Source organism: Streptomyces sp. NPDC091287, from assembly GCF_044768525.1.
GTDB lineage: Bacteria > Actinomycetota > Actinomycetes > Streptomycetales > Streptomycetaceae > Streptomyces.
In genome coordinates this window covers 83235-98613 of sequence record NZ_JBIVUV010000012.1, presented here as the reverse complement: position 1 = coordinate 98613, position 15379 = coordinate 83235, and the positions used below count along the sequence as shown (strand labels likewise).

The 15379-nt window shown below is 73.9% G+C and carries 13 protein-coding genes; 8 read left to right on the top strand and 5 right to left on the bottom strand.

What is annotated here, in order from left to right; translation table 11 throughout:
- Positions 1 to 39: 39 nt before the first annotated feature.
- On the bottom strand, positions 40 to 1197 hold the full coding sequence (gene nagA, locus ACIQRW_RS21325; protein WP_403762541.1) for an N-acetylglucosamine-6-phosphate deacetylase: 1158 nt from the start codon (positions 1195 to 1197) through the stop codon (positions 40 to 42).
- Positions 1197 to 2126, bottom strand: a complete 930-nt coding sequence (locus ACIQRW_RS21320; RefSeq protein WP_403762538.1) for an ROK family protein — start codon at positions 2124 to 2126, stop codon at positions 1197 to 1199. Before ACIQRW_RS21320 ends, nagA begins: the two co-directional genes overlap by 1 nt.
- 404 nt (positions 2127 to 2530) lie before the next feature.
- On the opposite strand from ACIQRW_RS21320, the gene ACIQRW_RS21315 reads away from it, so the two are divergent.
- Together ACIQRW_RS21315 and ACIQRW_RS21310 are read left to right on the top strand one after the other, a co-directional pair.
- The gene (locus tag ACIQRW_RS21315; RefSeq protein ID WP_403762535.1) at positions 2531 to 3808 is read left to right on the top strand and encodes an ABC transporter substrate-binding protein; all 1278 of its coding nucleotides are present in this window, start codon (positions 2531 to 2533) and stop codon (positions 3806 to 3808) included.
- 44 nt (positions 3809 to 3852) lie between these two features.
- Positions 3853 to 4134, top strand: coding sequence for a DUF3263 domain-containing protein (locus ACIQRW_RS21310; protein WP_403762532.1), 282 nt, complete (start codon positions 3853 to 3855; stop codon positions 4132 to 4134).
- A gap of 141 nt (positions 4135 to 4275) precedes the next feature.
- Here ACIQRW_RS21310 and ACIQRW_RS21305 read toward each other — a convergent pair whose 3' ends face one another.
- Positions 4276 to 4956, bottom strand: a complete 681-nt coding sequence (locus ACIQRW_RS21305; RefSeq protein WP_403762529.1) for a phosphotransferase — start codon at positions 4954 to 4956, stop codon at positions 4276 to 4278.
- A gap of 253 nt (positions 4957 to 5209) precedes the next feature.
- Between ACIQRW_RS21305 and ACIQRW_RS21300 the strand changes: the two genes are divergently transcribed.
- The 4 genes from ACIQRW_RS21300 to ACIQRW_RS21285 all read left to right on the top strand — a co-directional run bounded on the left by ACIQRW_RS21300 (position 5210) and on the right by ACIQRW_RS21285 (position 9261).
- Positions 5210 to 6583: an alpha-lytic protease prodomain-containing protein gene (locus tag ACIQRW_RS21300; protein WP_403762526.1), complete on the top strand. Its 1374-nt coding sequence runs from the start codon at positions 5210 to 5212 to the stop codon at positions 6581 to 6583.
- Between the two features lie 129 nt (positions 6584 to 6712).
- The gene (locus ACIQRW_RS21295) at positions 6713 to 7564 is read left to right on the top strand and encodes a carbohydrate-binding protein (RefSeq protein WP_403762523.1); all 852 of its coding nucleotides are present in this window, start codon (positions 6713 to 6715) and stop codon (positions 7562 to 7564) included.
- A 196-nt stretch (positions 7565 to 7760) separates the two neighbouring features.
- Positions 7761 to 8270 carry a SigE family RNA polymerase sigma factor gene (locus ACIQRW_RS21290; RefSeq protein WP_403762520.1) on the top strand — a complete coding sequence of 170 codons (510 nt, stop codon included), beginning with the start codon at positions 7761 to 7763 and terminating at the stop codon, positions 8268 to 8270.
- Positions 8271 to 8355: 85 nt separating this feature from the next.
- Positions 8356 to 9261, top strand: coding sequence for a hypothetical protein (locus ACIQRW_RS21285; RefSeq protein WP_403762517.1), 906 nt, complete (start codon positions 8356 to 8358; stop codon positions 9259 to 9261).
- A gap of 278 nt (positions 9262 to 9539) precedes the next feature.
- On the opposite strand, the gene ACIQRW_RS21280 is transcribed toward ACIQRW_RS21285, so the two are convergent.
- Positions 9540 to 11216: a bifunctional 3'-5' exonuclease/DNA polymerase gene (locus ACIQRW_RS21280; protein ID WP_403762514.1), complete on the bottom strand. Its 1677-nt coding sequence runs from the start codon at positions 11214 to 11216 to the stop codon at positions 9540 to 9542.
- Between the two features lie 142 nt (positions 11217 to 11358).
- Between ACIQRW_RS21280 and ACIQRW_RS21275 the strand changes: the two genes are divergently transcribed.
- Positions 11359 to 12531 (top strand): DUF2786 domain-containing protein, encoded by a 1173-nt coding sequence (locus tag ACIQRW_RS21275; protein WP_403762511.1) that lies wholly within the window; start codon positions 11359 to 11361, stop codon positions 12529 to 12531.
- Between the two features lie 36 nt (positions 12532 to 12567).
- Positions 12568 to 14694, top strand: coding sequence for an FUSC family protein (locus ACIQRW_RS21270; protein WP_403762509.1), 2127 nt, complete (start codon positions 12568 to 12570; stop codon positions 14692 to 14694).
- Between the two features lie 34 nt (positions 14695 to 14728).
- Here the strand turns inward: ACIQRW_RS21270 and ACIQRW_RS21265 are convergent, their stop codons facing one another.
- Positions 14729 to 15247, bottom strand: a complete 519-nt coding sequence (locus ACIQRW_RS21265; protein ID WP_403762506.1) for a hypothetical protein — start codon at positions 15245 to 15247, stop codon at positions 14729 to 14731.
- Positions 15248 to 15379 lie beyond the last annotated feature (132 nt).

Below are 15379 nucleotides of genomic sequence, written 5' to 3'. Positions count from 1 at the left end.
GCCGACCGCCATCGCTTCGTTACGTGCTCGCCGCGCGGGCTACGCGGCCTTCGGCTCGATGATCCACTCGCCCCGGCGCATGACGCCCTTGAGGACGAAGTCCTCGTCGAGGACGACCAGGTCGGCGTCCTTGCCCGCCTCCAGCGAGCCGACCCGGTCGTAGACGCCGAGCAGCCGGGCGGGGTTGGCGGAGATGGACCGGACGACGTCCTCGACGGGGAGGTCGTCGAGGGTGACCGCCCGCCGGAACGCGGTGTCCAGGGTGAGCGTGGAGCCGGCGATCGAGCCGCCCTCCACCAGCCGGGCCACCCCGTCGGTGACCTCGACCGCGAGCGGGCCGAGCTGGTACTCCCCGTCGCCGAAGCCGGCGGCGTCCATCGCGTCGGTGATCAGCGCGACGCGGGCCGCGCCCTTGTGGCGGTAGGCCAGCTCCAGGACGGCCGGGTGCAGATGTGTGCCGTCGTTGATCAGCTCGACGGTGATCCGGTCGTCCTCCAGGAGGGCGGCGATCGGGCCGGGGTCGCGGTGGGCGAGCGGCGGCATCGCGTTGAACAGGTGCGTGGCGACGGTCGCGCCCGCGTCGATGGCCTCGACGGTCTGTTCGTACGTCGCGTCCGTGTGGCCGATCGCGGCGATGACCCCGTGCTCGGCGAGCAGCCGTACGGAGTCGATGCCGCCGGGCAGCTCGGTGGCGAGGGTGAACATCCGGGCGGTGCCGCGCGCGGCGTCCAGCAGCTTGCGGACGTCGGCCGGGTCCGGGTCGCGCAGCAGCTCCTCGCTGTGGGCGCCCTTGCGGCACGGCGAGATGAAGGGGCCCTCGAAGTGGATCCCGGCCAGGTCGCCCTGCTCGACCAGCTCGGACAGGACGCCCGCGCGGCGGGCGAGGAAGTCCATCTCGCCGGTGACCGTGGAGGCGACCATGGTGGTCGTGCCGTGCTCGCGGTGCGTACGGATGCCGGTGAGGACCTCGTCGACGGTGCCGGAGGTGAAGGAGGCCCCGCCGCCGCCGTGGTTGTGCATGTCCACGAAGCCGGGGACCACCCAGTGGCCGCTGAGGTCGATGGTCCGGGCGCCCTCCGGTGCGGAACCGGAGATCCGGGAGCCCTCGACGGTCACCCGGCCGTTCTCGACGGTGCCGGTGGGGAGCACCACCCGGGCGCCGGCGAGAACGGTGCTGTCTGCTGCGCGTCCGGCCATCAGGCGGAAACCTCCGTGGAGAGTAGATCCCAGGCGAGCAGCCCCGCGCCCAGGCATCCGGCGGTGTCCCCGAGGGCCGCCGGGACGATGTGGGGCAGCTTCTGGAACGTGACGCGTTCCTCGACGGCCGCACGCAGTGGTGTGAACAAGGTTTCCCCGGCTTCGGCGAGTCCGCCACCGATGATGAGCGTGCCCGGGTCGAGGAGGGTGAGCGCGGTGACGAGGCCGGCGGCGAGCGCGTCGATCGCGTCCTGCCAGACCCGGACCGCCGCCGGGTCGCCGGACTCGACGGCCTTCGCGCAGTCCGCGGCGTCCGCCCCGGGGTCCCCGGAGGCGGCGGCCCAGGCCCGGGTCACCGCGGCGGCCGAGGCCAGCGTCTCCAGACAGCCGCGCTGGCCGCAGCTGCAGTCGGGGCCGTCCGGGCGGACCACGATGTGGCCGATCTCGCCCGCGTCGCCGTGGGCGCCCGCCTCGATGGCCCCCGCGATGCCGATGGCCCCGGCGATCCCGGTGCCCAGCGGGACGAACAGGAAGCGGTCCGCGCCCCGCCCGGCCCCGATCCGGCCCTCGGCGAGCCCGCCGGTGCGGACGTCGTGGCCGAGGGCGACGGGGACGCCGAGGCGCTCGCCCAGGAGGGCGCGCAGCGGTACGTCGCGCCAGCCCAGGTTCGCGGCGTACACCGCGATGCCCTTCTCGGCGTCGACGATGCCGGGCACGGCGACCCCGGCGGCGACGGCGCTCTCGCCGAGGTGCTCCTCGCCGTGGGCCCGCAGATCCGCCGCGAACGCGAGGATGGTCTCGACGACCGCGTCGGCGCCGCGCTCCCGGCCGGTGGCTCGCCGCGCCTCGTGGAGGAGGGTGCCGTCGGTCCCGACCAGTGCGGCCTTCATTCCGGTGCCGCCCACATCGAGGGCGATGACATGTCTCACGGGAGACAGTTTCGCCCGCCGACCCCCAAAAGGTCTAGTCCACTAGCGTGGTTTGTTGCGCACCCATACAAAATGATGAAGGAGTGAAGGCCGGTCTTTTTCTGCCGGAAAGTCACTAATGGGCAGCGCGGACCGGGGGGAATCGGTCCAAAGGTCTGGACCAAGATACGGGCAGAGGTCCCCGACTGCCAGTGCGCGTACGCCAGTTGTGGCCCCCGAGACCCGCCCGAGGCCCGTATACGTTGCCGAAGCGATACGCCGGTGGTGTAGACCTTCGCGTCGCCAATGGGGGAAAATCGCAGTTCATCCGGACGGTGCCCAGGACAGGGCGGCGCTGCCGCGGCCGAACGGAGGCCGGGGGCCGGCGCCGTGCGCGCCGTCCGTGAGCCAGGTGATCAACGAGGATGGGCGAGGCTGTGCAGCGGCGCTTTTTGGGTCTGACCGCGGTGGTGGCCGCGCTGGGAATGACAGCGACGTTGGCAGGCTGCGGCGGTGACGGCGGCTCGGGCGACGTCACGCTCAAGCTGGTCGCCGCCGACTACGGCACCAGCCCGGAGAACAGCTCCGAGAAGTACTGGAGCGGAGTCGCGGCGGGCTTCGAGAAGGAGCACCCCGGCATCAAGGTCGACGTCACCGTCCTCCACTGGAAGGACATCGACCGCGAGGTCGCCGCGATGGTCAAGGCCGGCAACGCCCCGGACATCGCCCAGATCGGCGCGTACGCGGACTACGCCAAGGCGGGCAAGCTCTACACCGCCGACGAGACGCTCGCGATCCGCACCACGGCGAACTTCCTGCCGAGGCTCGCCGACGCGGGCAAGATCGACGGCACGCTGTACGGCCTGCCCTTCGTCGCCAGCACCCGACTGCTCTTCTACAACGAGAAGCTCTTCGACCAGGCGGGCCTGGACGCCCCCGAGACCTGGGACGACATCCGGAGCGACGCCGCCACGCTCAAGGCGAAGGGCGTCGACTACCCCTTCGCCCTGCCGCTCGGCCAGGAGGAGGCCCAGGCCGAGACCCTGATGTGGCTCCTCAGCGGTGGCGGCGGCTACACGGACGACGTCGGCGCGTACGACATCGACTCGGCCCAGAACGTCGCCACGTTCCGCTGGCTGCGGGACAACCTCGTCGGCGAGGGCCTCACCGGACCGGTCGAGCCGGGCAAGCTGGACCGGGCGAAGGCCTTCGAGGCGTTCGCCGACGGCGAGGTCGGCATGCTCAACGGCCACCCCACCCTGATGGACGAGGCCGAGGCCAAGGGCGTCAAGGTCGGCATGGTGCCGCTGCCCGGCTTCGACGGCCCGACCAAGGGCTCCATGGGCGTGGCCGACTGGATGATGGGCTTCAAGGAGAAAGGCCACCGCCAGGAGATAGGCAAGTTCCTCGACTACGCCTACTCCGACGAGAACGTGCTGGAGTTCGCCGAGAGTTACGACCTGCTCCCGGTGACCGGCAGCGCCTCCGCCGCGATGGAGACCGACAAGAAGCACAAGAAGCTGCGCCCGTTCCTGGCGGCCCTGCCGAACTCGACGCTCATCCCCTACGGCAAGACGTCCTGGGCCACGGTCAGCGACGGGATCAAGCAGAAGATCGGCAGTGCGGTCGCACCGGGCAGCAACCCCGAGAGCATCCTCGGCGGGCTCGCCGCCGAGGCGTCACAGGCGGAGGCCGCCGAGTAGCAGCCGCGGGCGTGGTGTCGGGGGTGGGCGTTAGGTTGGTTGATATGACCGCCCCCGACCACGAGCACCGCGCCCCCCGGGCCGAACCCGCCCCCGACTCCGACGGACTGTCCGTACGGGACCGGGCGCTGCTGGCCCTGGAGCGGCGGCCCTGGCCGGGGCCCGGGGCGAAGGAGCGGGCGATCCGCGAGGAGCTCGGGATCTCGCCGGTCCGCTACTACCAGCTGCTGAACGCGCTGATCGACGACGCGCGGGCGCTGCGCGAGGACCCGGTCACGGTGAACCGGCTGCGGCGCGTGCGCGACGCGAAGCGCGGGCGGCGCTGAGCGCGGGCGGCGCTGAGCGCGGGCGGCGCTGAGCGCGGGCTGGTCGGGGGCTCCGCCCCCGGGCCCCCGCTCCTCAATCGCCGGAGGGGCTTGATTTCCCCCCGGGGCGCTCGAATCTCCCCGGAGGCGCTTGAATTCCCCTTACGGGGCGCAGCCCAGCACCAGGTCCACCGCCCGGTCCAGGCAGGCCCGTTCGTGGTCGGTCAGATACGGGTTCGCCCGCTGGCGGGCGCGGGCGAGGGACAGATCCCCAGCCGACGCGCCGCCGTCGTCGGAGAGTTCCGCCAGGAGCGCCGTCAGCAGGGGCCGGACGTCCGCCCCGGCCGGGAACTCCGGGTCGAGCGCGACCCGGGCCAGGGTCAGCGCCGACATCGCCCGGTCGAGACCGGGCGGACCCTCCGCCGCGGTGGACCAGTCGATCACCACCGCGCCCCCCTCCGTCAGCAGCACGTTCTCCGGATGCAGATCCAGATGGAGCACGCAGTCCTCCGGGTCGGCCGAGACCCGGGGCGGTATGGCGTGGAGCTCGCGCAGCAGCCGGGCGAGCAGCGCGCCCGCCTCGGCGGCCCCCAGCCGCCCCGCCAGCAGGGCCTCGGCCAGGGTCGGGCCGGTCAGCCGCTGGAGCACCAGGTCCGTGGGGCGGGCCCCTTCGGCGGGCGGACCGATGCGCGGCACCGGGAAGCCGAAGGCGCCGACGTAACTCATCACGGCCAGCTCCTCCGTGATGTCGGTGCGGTCCCGGTAACGGCGAAGGACCCAGGAGCCGTCGAGTGCGTACACGTCGGCGGTGCGTCCCGAGCCCAGAAGTTGCCCTGTGTGCATGAGGCCGAACCTACCCGGGCGCCCCGCCGAAAGGGAGTCGCGTTCCGGCTTCGCCCGGCCGGGCCTCCGAAACGGCTCCGTACCCGGCCCGCGCGGTGGGCCGAAGCACGTGCCGCGCGGCCCCATAACGCGGAGGGAGGGGGGTGAACGGGATCTCCTGCGCCGGGTGTCGCCGCCGCTACGGTTTCGGCAATTCCCTGGTCCGGACCAACCCCCACCGGACCCGGACACCCCCAGAACCAAGGAGAGTGACGTGGAGAGAACCACGCTCCGCAGACGCGCCCTCGCCGCCGGCACCGCCACGGTGGCCGTGGGTGCGCTCGCCCTCGCCGGGCTGACCGGCGTGGCGTCCGCCGACCCCGCGGCCACCGCCGCCCCGCCGGTCTCCGCCGACAGCCTGTCACCCGGCATGCTGGCCGCCCTGGAGCGCGACCTCGGCCTCGACGCTGACGACGCCCGCAGCCGGATAGCCAACGAGTACCGCGCCGCCGCCGTCGCCGCCGGACTGGAGAAGTCCCTCGGCGCCAGCTTCGCCGGAGCCCGGGTCAGCGGTGCGAAGGCGACCCTGACCGTCGCCACCACCGACGCCTCCGAGGCCGCCCGGATCACCGACGCCGGAGCGCGGGCCGAGGTCGTCGGCCACAGCCTGGACCGGCTCGAAGGCGTCAAGAAGACCCTCGACAGGGCCGCGCTGAACAAGGCGCCCAAGAACGTGCCCGTCTGGTACGTCGACGTCGAGGCCAACCGGGTCGTCGTCAACGCCGCCGGCACCGCCGCCGGACAGGCGTTCCTCAAGGCCGCCGGGGTCGACAGCGGCCTCGTCACTGTCGCCAGGTCCGCCGAACAGCCCCGCGCCCTCGCCGACATCCGGGGTGGCGACGCGTACTACATGAACGGCTCCGGCCGCTGTTCCGTCGGCTTCTCGGTGACGCGCGGCACCCAGAACGGCTTCGCCACCGCCGGCCACTGCGGGCGGGTCGGCACGACCACCAACGGCGTCAACCAGCAGGCCCAGGGCTCCTTCCAGGGCTCGACCTTCCCGGGCCGGGACATGGCCTGGGTCGCCACCAACGCCAACTGGACGCCGCGTCCGCTGGTGAACGGCTACGGGCGGGGCGACGTGACCGTCGCCGGCTCCACCGCCTCCGTCGTCGGCGCCTCGGTCTGCCGCTCCGGCTCCACCACGGGCTGGCACTGCGGCACCATCCAGCAGCTGAACACCAGCGTCACCTACCCGGAGGGCACCATCTCCGGGGTCACCCGCACCAGCGTCTGCGCCGAACCGGGCGACTCCGGCGGCTCGTACATCTCCGGCAGCCAGGCGCAGGGCGTCACCTCCGGCGGCTCGGGCAACTGCTCCTCCGGCGGTACGACGTACTTCCAGCCCATCAACCCGCTGCTCCAGACGTACGGGCTGACCCTGGTCACCAGCGGCGGCGGTACGCCGACGGACCCGCCCACCACCCCGCCCACCGACCCGCCCGGCGGCACCTGGGCGGCCGGCACCGCGTACGCCGCCGGAGCCACGGTGACGTACGGCGGAGCCACCTACCGCTGCCTCCAGGCGCACACGGCCCAGCCCGGCTGGAACCCCGCCGACGTGCCCGCGCTCTGGCAGCGGGTCTGACCACCCCGGTCCCGGGTCCGACCGCCCCGGGACCGGTCCGGCACCACCGAACCTCCTGAACCTCCCGCCTCCCGCCTCCCCGCGTCGAGGACCCCCGAGGACTCCGAGGAAACCGTCATGACCCCACAAATGGACAACACAACCCCCCATGAGCCCAACGCGTCCGACGAGGCGTCGGGGGACCGGCGGCGGATCAGCCGCAAAGGTCTCCTGAAGGCCGCGTTCGTCGCGAGCGCCGCGCCCCTGCTCGCCGGAGGGGGCGTCGCGCTCGCCCGGGACGCCGCCTCGTCCGGGAACGGGCCGCTGGCCCCGACCCCGGAGTGCGACGACGGCGACGACACGACGCCTCCGCAGATGGAGGGGCCGTACTTCAAGCCCAACTCGCCGCGCCGCACCAGCCTGGTGACCCCGAGCACCCCCGGCGTACCGCTCACCGTGAGCGGCTACGTCTTCGGCCGGGCCTGCCGTCCCATCTCCGGGGCGCTGCTCGACTTCTGGCAGGCCGACACCAACGGCTCCTACGACATGGCCCAGTTCGCCTTCCGGGGGCATCAGTTCACCGGCCCGGACGGGTCGTTCAGCCTCACCACCATCGTGGCGGGTCTCTATCCGGGCCGTACCCGGCACATCCATGTGAAGGCGCAGGCGCCCGGCGGCCGCATCCTCACCACCCAGCTGTACTTCCCGAACGAGCCGCGCAACAACACCGACGCGCTGTTCGACCCCGAGCTGCTGATGAACGTCCGCAACGTCGGGAACGGGCGCCAGGGCACCTTCGACTTCGTGCTGGACGTCGCCCAGACGCCCAACCCGACCGATCCGCCCACCGAGCCGGGGTCCACCACCTGGGCCACCGGCACCTCCTACCGCGCGGGTGACCGCGTGACGTACGGCGGGGTCGCCTACCGCTGTCTGCAGGCGCACCAGGCCCATGCGGGCTGGGAGCCGCCGAACGTCCCCGCGTTGTGGGAACGCGGGTAGACGAGGAAACAGCGAGCGCACCACCGCCCGCGCCCCGTTCACGCCGTCCGGCGCGTGAACGGGGCGCTTCTCGCGTTCCCCCGCGAGGACCGGCCCCGGGTCCGGAAAAGTTTTCGCGGATCGTCCGAAACATTTTCCCGCCCCCGCCGCGTCGTACAGGGGGAAGGGCGGAACGGACGGACGGACGGGGGAGGGTATGAGGGCGTCGCGTACCGAGGAGTTCAAGGTGTTCGCGGCCGCCCGGGCCGGCCATCTGTTCCGCTCGGCCTCCCTGCTCACCAGCGGCGATGTGCACCTCGCCGAGGACCTGGTGCAGGAGACGCTGAGCCGGATGTACGTGCTGTGGGGCCGCGCCCGCCGGATCGACAACCCGGCGGCGTACGCCCAGACCGTGCTCGTACGGACCTTCCTGACCCACCGGCGACGCCGCTCCGCGAGCGAACGCCCGCTGGCCGAACTGCCCGAGGGCGCTCCGGCCGACCCCGACGACCCGGCGCTGCGGATGACGCTGCTCCGGGCCCTGGCCCAACTGGCCCCCAAGGACCGGGCGGTCGTGGTGCTGCGGTACTGGGAGGACCGGAGCATCGAGGAGACCGCCGCCGCCCTCCAGGTCAGCCCCGCCGCCGTACGGACCCGCTGTGTGCGGGCCCTCGGGCGGCTGCGTGAACTGCTGGGCGGCAGCATCGCGGAGTTCGTCGCCCGCTGACCTCCCGCGGCCTCCGGCTGCCTGCCCAACCGGCCCCGTGGGCCGTCAACTGTCGAGCATCCAGAACGAGAAGTGGTGGTTCCCCATGCCCAGCGAAGACGAGCGGCCGTTCGAGGACGGCCTCGGTACGGAAATCCGCCGTGCCGGAGAGACCTTCGAGCTGTCCGGCCGCGCTGCCCTGGTCGACGCCGCGCTGGAACACGGCCGGCGCACTGTACGCCGCCGTCGTGCCGCCGCCGTGGCGGGCAGCGTGCTGACCCTGGCCCTCGTCGGCGGCGGGGTCACGTTCGCCACCGGGCAGCTGGGCGCTTCCGGCGACGGGGCGAACGTCGCGAGCAGTGGCCCGGTCGCGCAGACGGCCACCCCCACGGACGCTGCCACGGACACCGCCACACCCACGCCGACGGCCGCGCCCACGGACGCCGCGACGGCCACACCGTCGGACGCGCCCCCGACCCCGGACGCGCCGGCGCCCACCGCCACGGAGGCCGCGCGCACCGTAGAGCCCTCGCCGGGCCCGCCGTCGCGCGGAACGCACGACGCCGGGGAGCCGGCGCCGCCGCTCGACTACACAGCTCTGATGCCCACCTTCCGTGCCCTGCTGCCCGACGGCCTCTTGGTGGGGGAGGAGACGGACAGCGGGGGCGAGTTCGCGTCGGTCGTCGTCGACGACGGCAAGGGCCGGTCCCTCGTGCAGATCAATGTGCAGGCCGACATGCGGGACGTCGCCGACGATCTGTACCGCGAGGCGACCACCCTGCCGGACGGCACCCTGCTCGCTACCTCGAAGAAGCCCGGCGAGAAGGGCGGCCAGGGAGTGGTCATGTGGACGGCCGACACGATGCGCCCCGACGGTATGCGGGTCGTCGTCTCGGCCTTCAACTCCGGCGAGCAGTCCAGCCCCGCCACCCGGCCCGCGCCCGCCCTCACGATGGACCAGCTCACCGCCCTGGCCCTCAGCCCGGAATGGCCGAGGCTCCAGCAGCGCTAGGGCGTGTTTCGAAAGTCCCGCCTGCTCGGCGACGCCTGGCACTTCCCCAAGCTCTCGGCTTCGCTCGAGCAGGGGAGACCCCATCCCTCGCCGCGTTGTCGGGATCACCTCGATACATCCAGTATCGGGGCGACCCTCCGCCTTGCGATCGCACGCACCAGACGCCGCCGAGCCCGCCCTCCGGGCGGACGGCGCTACTTTCGAAACACGCCCTAGGGCCTGTCCGGCGGATCATGACCGGGTCCGCGACGCGTGGCACGCCCAGTCACGCCACGGCGTCATTTGGCGTCCGCGTACCGCTCCACCACCGCCGTCGTGAAGGGGAACCGCACCGGCGTCTCCCCGAAGGCGGTCCGCCCGGCCAGCTCGCCCGCCGCGCGGATCGCCTCGGCGACGGCGGCACTCTCCCCGGCGGGGCAGTGCACGATCACCTCGTCGTGCTGGAAGAACACCAACCGCGCCCGCAGCCCCTGCTCGAAGAGCGTCCGGCGCAGCGCGGCCAGCAGCAGCAGCGCCCAGTCGGCCGCGCTGCCCTGCACCACGAAATTACGGGTGAAGCGCCCCCGGGCCCGCGCCGGACCGCCGTCCGGCGCGGCCCCGGAGCCCTCGGGTCCCTCCTGGGGGAGGCCCGCCTCCTCGTCCTGCCCCGCCAGCGCGACCGGCGGGCTGGTCCGGCCCAGCCAGGTCCGCACCACCCGCCCCTCCTCGCCCGCCCGCGCCGCGTCGTCGACATAGGCGACGGCGAGCGGGAAGCGGCGGCGCAGGGCGGCCAGGTTCTTCAGCCCGTCCCCGGACGTCTGGCCGTAGATCGCCCCGAGCAGCGCCAGCTTGGCGTGGTCGCGGTCGCCGGAGAACGCCCGGTCGGACAGGGCCTTGTAGAGGTCGCCGTCATGACCGGCCACCTCCATCAGGCCCCGGTCGCGGGAGATCGCCGCCAGCACCCGGGGCTCCATCTGGTCGGCGTCCGCGACGACGAGCCGCCATCCCTCGTCGGCGACGACGGCCTGCCGTATCACCTTGGGGATCTGGAGGGCTCCGCCGCCGTTGGTCGTCCAGCGGCCGCTGACCGTGCCGCCCGGCTGGTACTCCGGGCGGAAGCGGCCCTCGCGCACCCAGTCCTGGAGCCAGGACCAGCCGTGCGCCGTCCAGATCCGGTACAGCTTCTTGTACGCGATCAGCGGCTCGACCGCCGGATGGTCCAGCTCCTCCAGCTCCCACCGACGGGTCGACTTCACCGGGATCCCCGCCTGCGCGAACGCCTTCACCACATCGGCCGGCAGGTCGGGGCGGACCCTTCGGCCGAACGCCGCCGACACCTCGTCCGCCAGCTCGGCGAGCCTGCGGGGCTCGCCGCCGCCCGCGTACCGCTCGCCCAGCAGCCCGTTCAGCAGCTCCCGGTGGACGTCGGCGCGCCAGGGCAGCCCGGCCCGGTGCATCTCGGCGGCCACGAGCATCCCCGCCGACTCCGACGCGGTGAGCAGGCGCATCCGCTCCGGGTGTTCCGCCGCGTCGTGTCGGCGCACCTGGTCCGCGTAGACCCGGAGGAGCCCCTCGAACGGCACCCCGGGGCCCGAGGGCGGCTCGAAGAGGGAGGACTGCGCGCCCGGTTCGGCGGACCGGGCGGGCGGGTCCGGCGGCACCGGCGCGTTGTCGAGCCGGGCCAGCGCGGCGGCGGCGGAACGGGGCTCGCCGAGCCGCCCGGCGTGCCCGAGCAGCAGCAGCTCGGCGCACTCGATGTCGTAGCACCGCTCGACCCGGACCCCGGCGGCCAGCAGCCGGGGGTAGATCTCGGCGGTCGACCGCCACACCCAGCGCACCACGTCGGGCCGGGAGCGGACCGCCTCGACGAGGTCGGGCTCGGCGAGGACCGGCCCGGCGGGCATGCCGTCCCGGGCCAGCGGCGCGAGCAGCGCCCCGCCCCCGTCCGCAGCCGCCACCGCCCACCGTTCGGTCATGGGTGCGAGTCTGGCACCCGCCACTGACAGTGCCCCGGAGGCGGGGCGCCGAGCCGCCCGTGGGCCGGGACGGCTCCCGCTTCCGTTGCTTTCGTAAAAGGGGCGTGCGGGCGGTGCGGGCGGTGCGCCTACCCTTGGCCGGATGGAATCGGTGATCGACCGGGCGTGCGCGGCGGCCCTCTACGTGGAGGGTGACGCCGCCCTCGACACCGGGGCCTCCCTGCTCGCCGCCGCCCCGGAGGCGGACGCGGAGGCGCACAGGCGCGGCGAGGAGTTCGTGCGCCGGGCGTGGGACCGGGGCTGGCACCCGGCCGACCTGGTCCGGTTCGTCCGCCACGAGCTGGACGAGCGGCGGGCGGCGCTGGCCGCGACCCTGATCGCCGCCGAGACCGCCCGGTACGCGGAGCTTCCGCCCCGCTGGCGGCAGCAGCTCGCCGAACTGCCCGCCCCCGTACCGCGCAACCGCCCCGACCGGTTCCGTTACGCCGGTGACCTGCTGGAGCTGTACCGGCTGCTGCTGCGGCTGCCCGCCATCGAGCCCGTGGGGGCCCCGCCCGGCGCCGCCGCCGATCACCTGCACCGGCCGCCCGCCGCCGACGAGCCCCGCATGCTCACCCGGATCCGGGCGCTGCTGGCGAAGGCGGAGGCGACCGGCTTCCCGGAGGAGGCCGAGGCGCTGACCACCAAGGCGCAGGAGCTGATGGCCCGGCACAGCATCGACGAGGCCCTCCTCGCCGCCCGGACGCGGAGCCGCGAGACGCCGGGCGCCTGCCGGATCGGGGTGGAGCCCCCGTACGAGAGCGCCAAGGCGATCCTGCTGGACGCCGTCGCCTCCGCGAACCGCTGCCGGGCCGTGTGGAACGACGATCTCCGTTTCACCACGGTCGTCGGCTTCGAGCCGGACCTGGAGGCCGTCGAGCTGTTGTTCACCTCGCTGCTCGTCCAGGGGACGGCCGCGATGACCCGGGCGGAGGCCGGGCAGCGCGCCGGGGGACGCAAGCGGACCAAGACCTTCCGGCAGGCGTTCTGGATGGGGTACGCCCAGCGGCTCGGCCGCCGGCTCGCCGACGGCGCCGAGCGGGTCACCGCGGCGGCGGACGGCGCCGACGCGGTCCCGGCCGGCGAGCTGCTGCCGGTGCTGGCCGCCCGGGACGTCGCGGTCACCGAAACCGCCGGGCGGATGTTCCCGAGGACCACGACATCCCGGGTCCGCGGCGTCACCGACCTGGACGGCTGGACGCACGGCACCGAGGCGGCCGACCGGGCCCACACGGGCGGTGCACCCCGAGGACCCGACGGCGAAATCATGGCGTAAGTCGGGCTTGTCCCGGATTGCGGCTAGGCTCGGCCCATGAGCTGGCTCCGGGCGCTGAAGGAGACCGCCCGCTCGGGGCTGGAGATCGAGCGGCAGAGGCTGGAACCCCTCATCGCCTTTCGCGGTGCGGCCGGCCTCGCCCTCGTCGTCGGGGTCAGCCTCGTGCTGTTCGGGCCGGAGATCGCGGCGAGCTCCGCGTTCGGCGCGTTCCAGGCGGCCATCGCGACCTTCCAGCGCAGCTGGCGGCCCCGCCCCGTCCTCGCCCTCGTCTCCGGTGTGAGCCTCGCCGTCTCGACGTTCGTCGGCTACGTCAGCGGCGCGCACGTCGTGCTGTTCCTGTGCCTCCTCGGCGCCTGGACCTTCCTCGCCGGACTGGCCTGGGCGGCGGGCCCCACGGGCGGCATCATCGCCGCGTCCAACGTCGCGATCATGCTGGTGACGATCACCCTGCCCACCTCGGTCGTGGACGCCGCCGCCCACGCGGGGATGATCGCCTTCGGCGGCTTCGTGCAGGCGGCCCTCATCGTCCTCTTCCCGGTCCGCAGATGGGGTGCCCAGCGCGACGCGCTCGCCGACGCCCTGGCCGCCGAGGCCGACTACGCCCGCCGCCTGCGGCTCGACCCGGTCGCCCCCTTCGACCCGCTGCCCCTGATGACCGCCCGCAGCGCCGCCGCCGTCACCCCGCGGGAGGCCCGCCGCCGCCCCGCCGAACTGCACGGGGCCCGGGGGGTCGCCGAGCGGCTGCGCCCGGTGCTCGCCTCGCTCGCCGACCCGGCGATGGGGGTGCCCGGCGACGGTCTTGAGCGGCTCTGGGTGAACGAGCTGCTGGGCGCGGCCGGATCGGTCCTGGACGCCGCCGCGCGGGCCGTCCGGCACGGCGAACCCGTCCATCTCTCCGCCACCGACCTGGGCGTCCTGAAGACCCCCGACAACGACGTGATCCTCGTCGGCCCCGCCCGCCGCGCCGCCGACCGGCTCGCGGCCCTGCTCGACGACGTCCTGGAGATCGCCGAGGGCACCGGGACCGACAGCGGCGTCCCCACCGACCTCGCCCCGGACACCCGGCACCGGCCCACGCTGCTGAAGCTGGTCCCGGTGGTGCTGGCCGCGATGCGCCGCGAGCTGCACCACAACTCGCCGATCCTGCGCCACGCCATCCGGGTCGCGGTGGTCGCCGTCTCCGGGTACTTCGTCGGCGAGGCCGTGCCGCTCGGCCACGGCTACTGGGCCCCGATGACCGCCGTCATGGTGATGCGGCCCGACTTCTCCCAGACGTACGCCCGCGCGGCGGGACGCTTCGGCGGCACCCTGGTCGGCGTCGGGCTCGCCACCGCCGTCGTGCAGACCACCAGTCCCGACGCCCGGCTCTCCGCGCTCCTCGCGGTGATCTGCGCCTGGCTGATGTACCTGCTGATGCGCACCGGCTACGCGGTCGGCCAGGTCTGCGTCGCCGCGTACGTCGTCTTCCTGCTCGGCCTGGCCGGCGACGACTGGTCCCAGACCGTCACCGAGCGCATCGTCCTGACGCTCGTCGGCGGACTGCTCGCGATGATCTCGTACGCCGTCTACCCGGCCTGGGAGACCCCGCGGCTGCGCAACCGGCTGGCCGAGTGGCTGGTGGCGGACGGGCGGTACGCGGCCACGGTCGTCGACCGGTACGCGGACCCCGCCTCCCGGGACGCCGAGGACGTCCGGGACGCCCTGATCGCCACCCGGGAGGCGCGTGTGGCGTGGCAGGAGGCGCTGGCGACCGCCCAGCACGAACCCGTACGCCACCGGGGCATCTCCCGGGCCGCCGCGACCGACGCCCAGCACGCGCTGGCCCAGTTGGGCCGGTCCGCGATGGTCCTGGAGGCCCATCTGCCGGCCCGGTCGGCCGACCCGGTGCCCGGCGCCGCCCAGCTGGCCGAGGCGTTGCGCGGGGCCACCGAGAAGGGCGCCAAGGCGGTACGGGAGCGGCGGCTGCCCGACTGGCAGCCGGTGGTGGACGCGGTGGCCCACTGGGACATGCCCACCCCGACGGACGACGGCACGACGCCGCTCGGCGACCCGGTCGTGCGCCGGGGCGCGGCGCTGCTCCTGGACGCGCTGGAGGAGTTCACCCGGGCCCTGGACGAGCGGGGCGGCTCCACCCGGGTCAGCAGCACGCTGGCCGAGGGCTGAGCGGCCCCGGGCGGGCGTCGGGGCGCGGCGGGCGTCAGGGGGCGGGGACCTCGGGCAGGTCCCCGAGGTCGGGCAGCGAGGGCATGCCGCTCGGCAGCTTGCCCGGGTCGGCCTTGGCGAGGGTGTCCTTGACGCCGCCGTCCCACGAGAGGACCAGCTTCGTGCCGTCCACGGAGTCGATCGCGCCCATCGTGCGGTCGGTGGAGCCGCCGGTGCACTTCAGCGCCAGCATCGGTTCGCCGCCCATGTCCTTCACATCGCCCTGGCACACGGACTGATCGGCGACCAGGGCGACCTTGCGGGCGGTGATGGACACGGTGACGTTCTTCGCGTCCGTCAGCCCCACCCAGGTGCCCTCCAGCGCCGCGGCGTCCACGGCGCCGCTGCCGGCGGACTCCTCGGAACCGTTGCCGCCGCCGCTCCCGGGCGTCGCGCTCGCCGCGGAATCCGCGCCGGAATCCTTGCTCGCGCCGTCGCCGCCGCATGCGGTCAGCGCCAGTGAGGCGGCCAGAGCGGCGACCGCGACGGCACCGGTGCGTAGAGATCTGGTCACGTGGAGTTCCCCCTTGCTGTTTTCCGGTCGAAAGACCGCGCCACGTTACCAAGGTCCGCGACGATCAACTCCCTTGAACGGGAGCGAAATAGGCGTGCCGTTCGTCTCTCTTCCCGGAGGGCGCGACCGGGG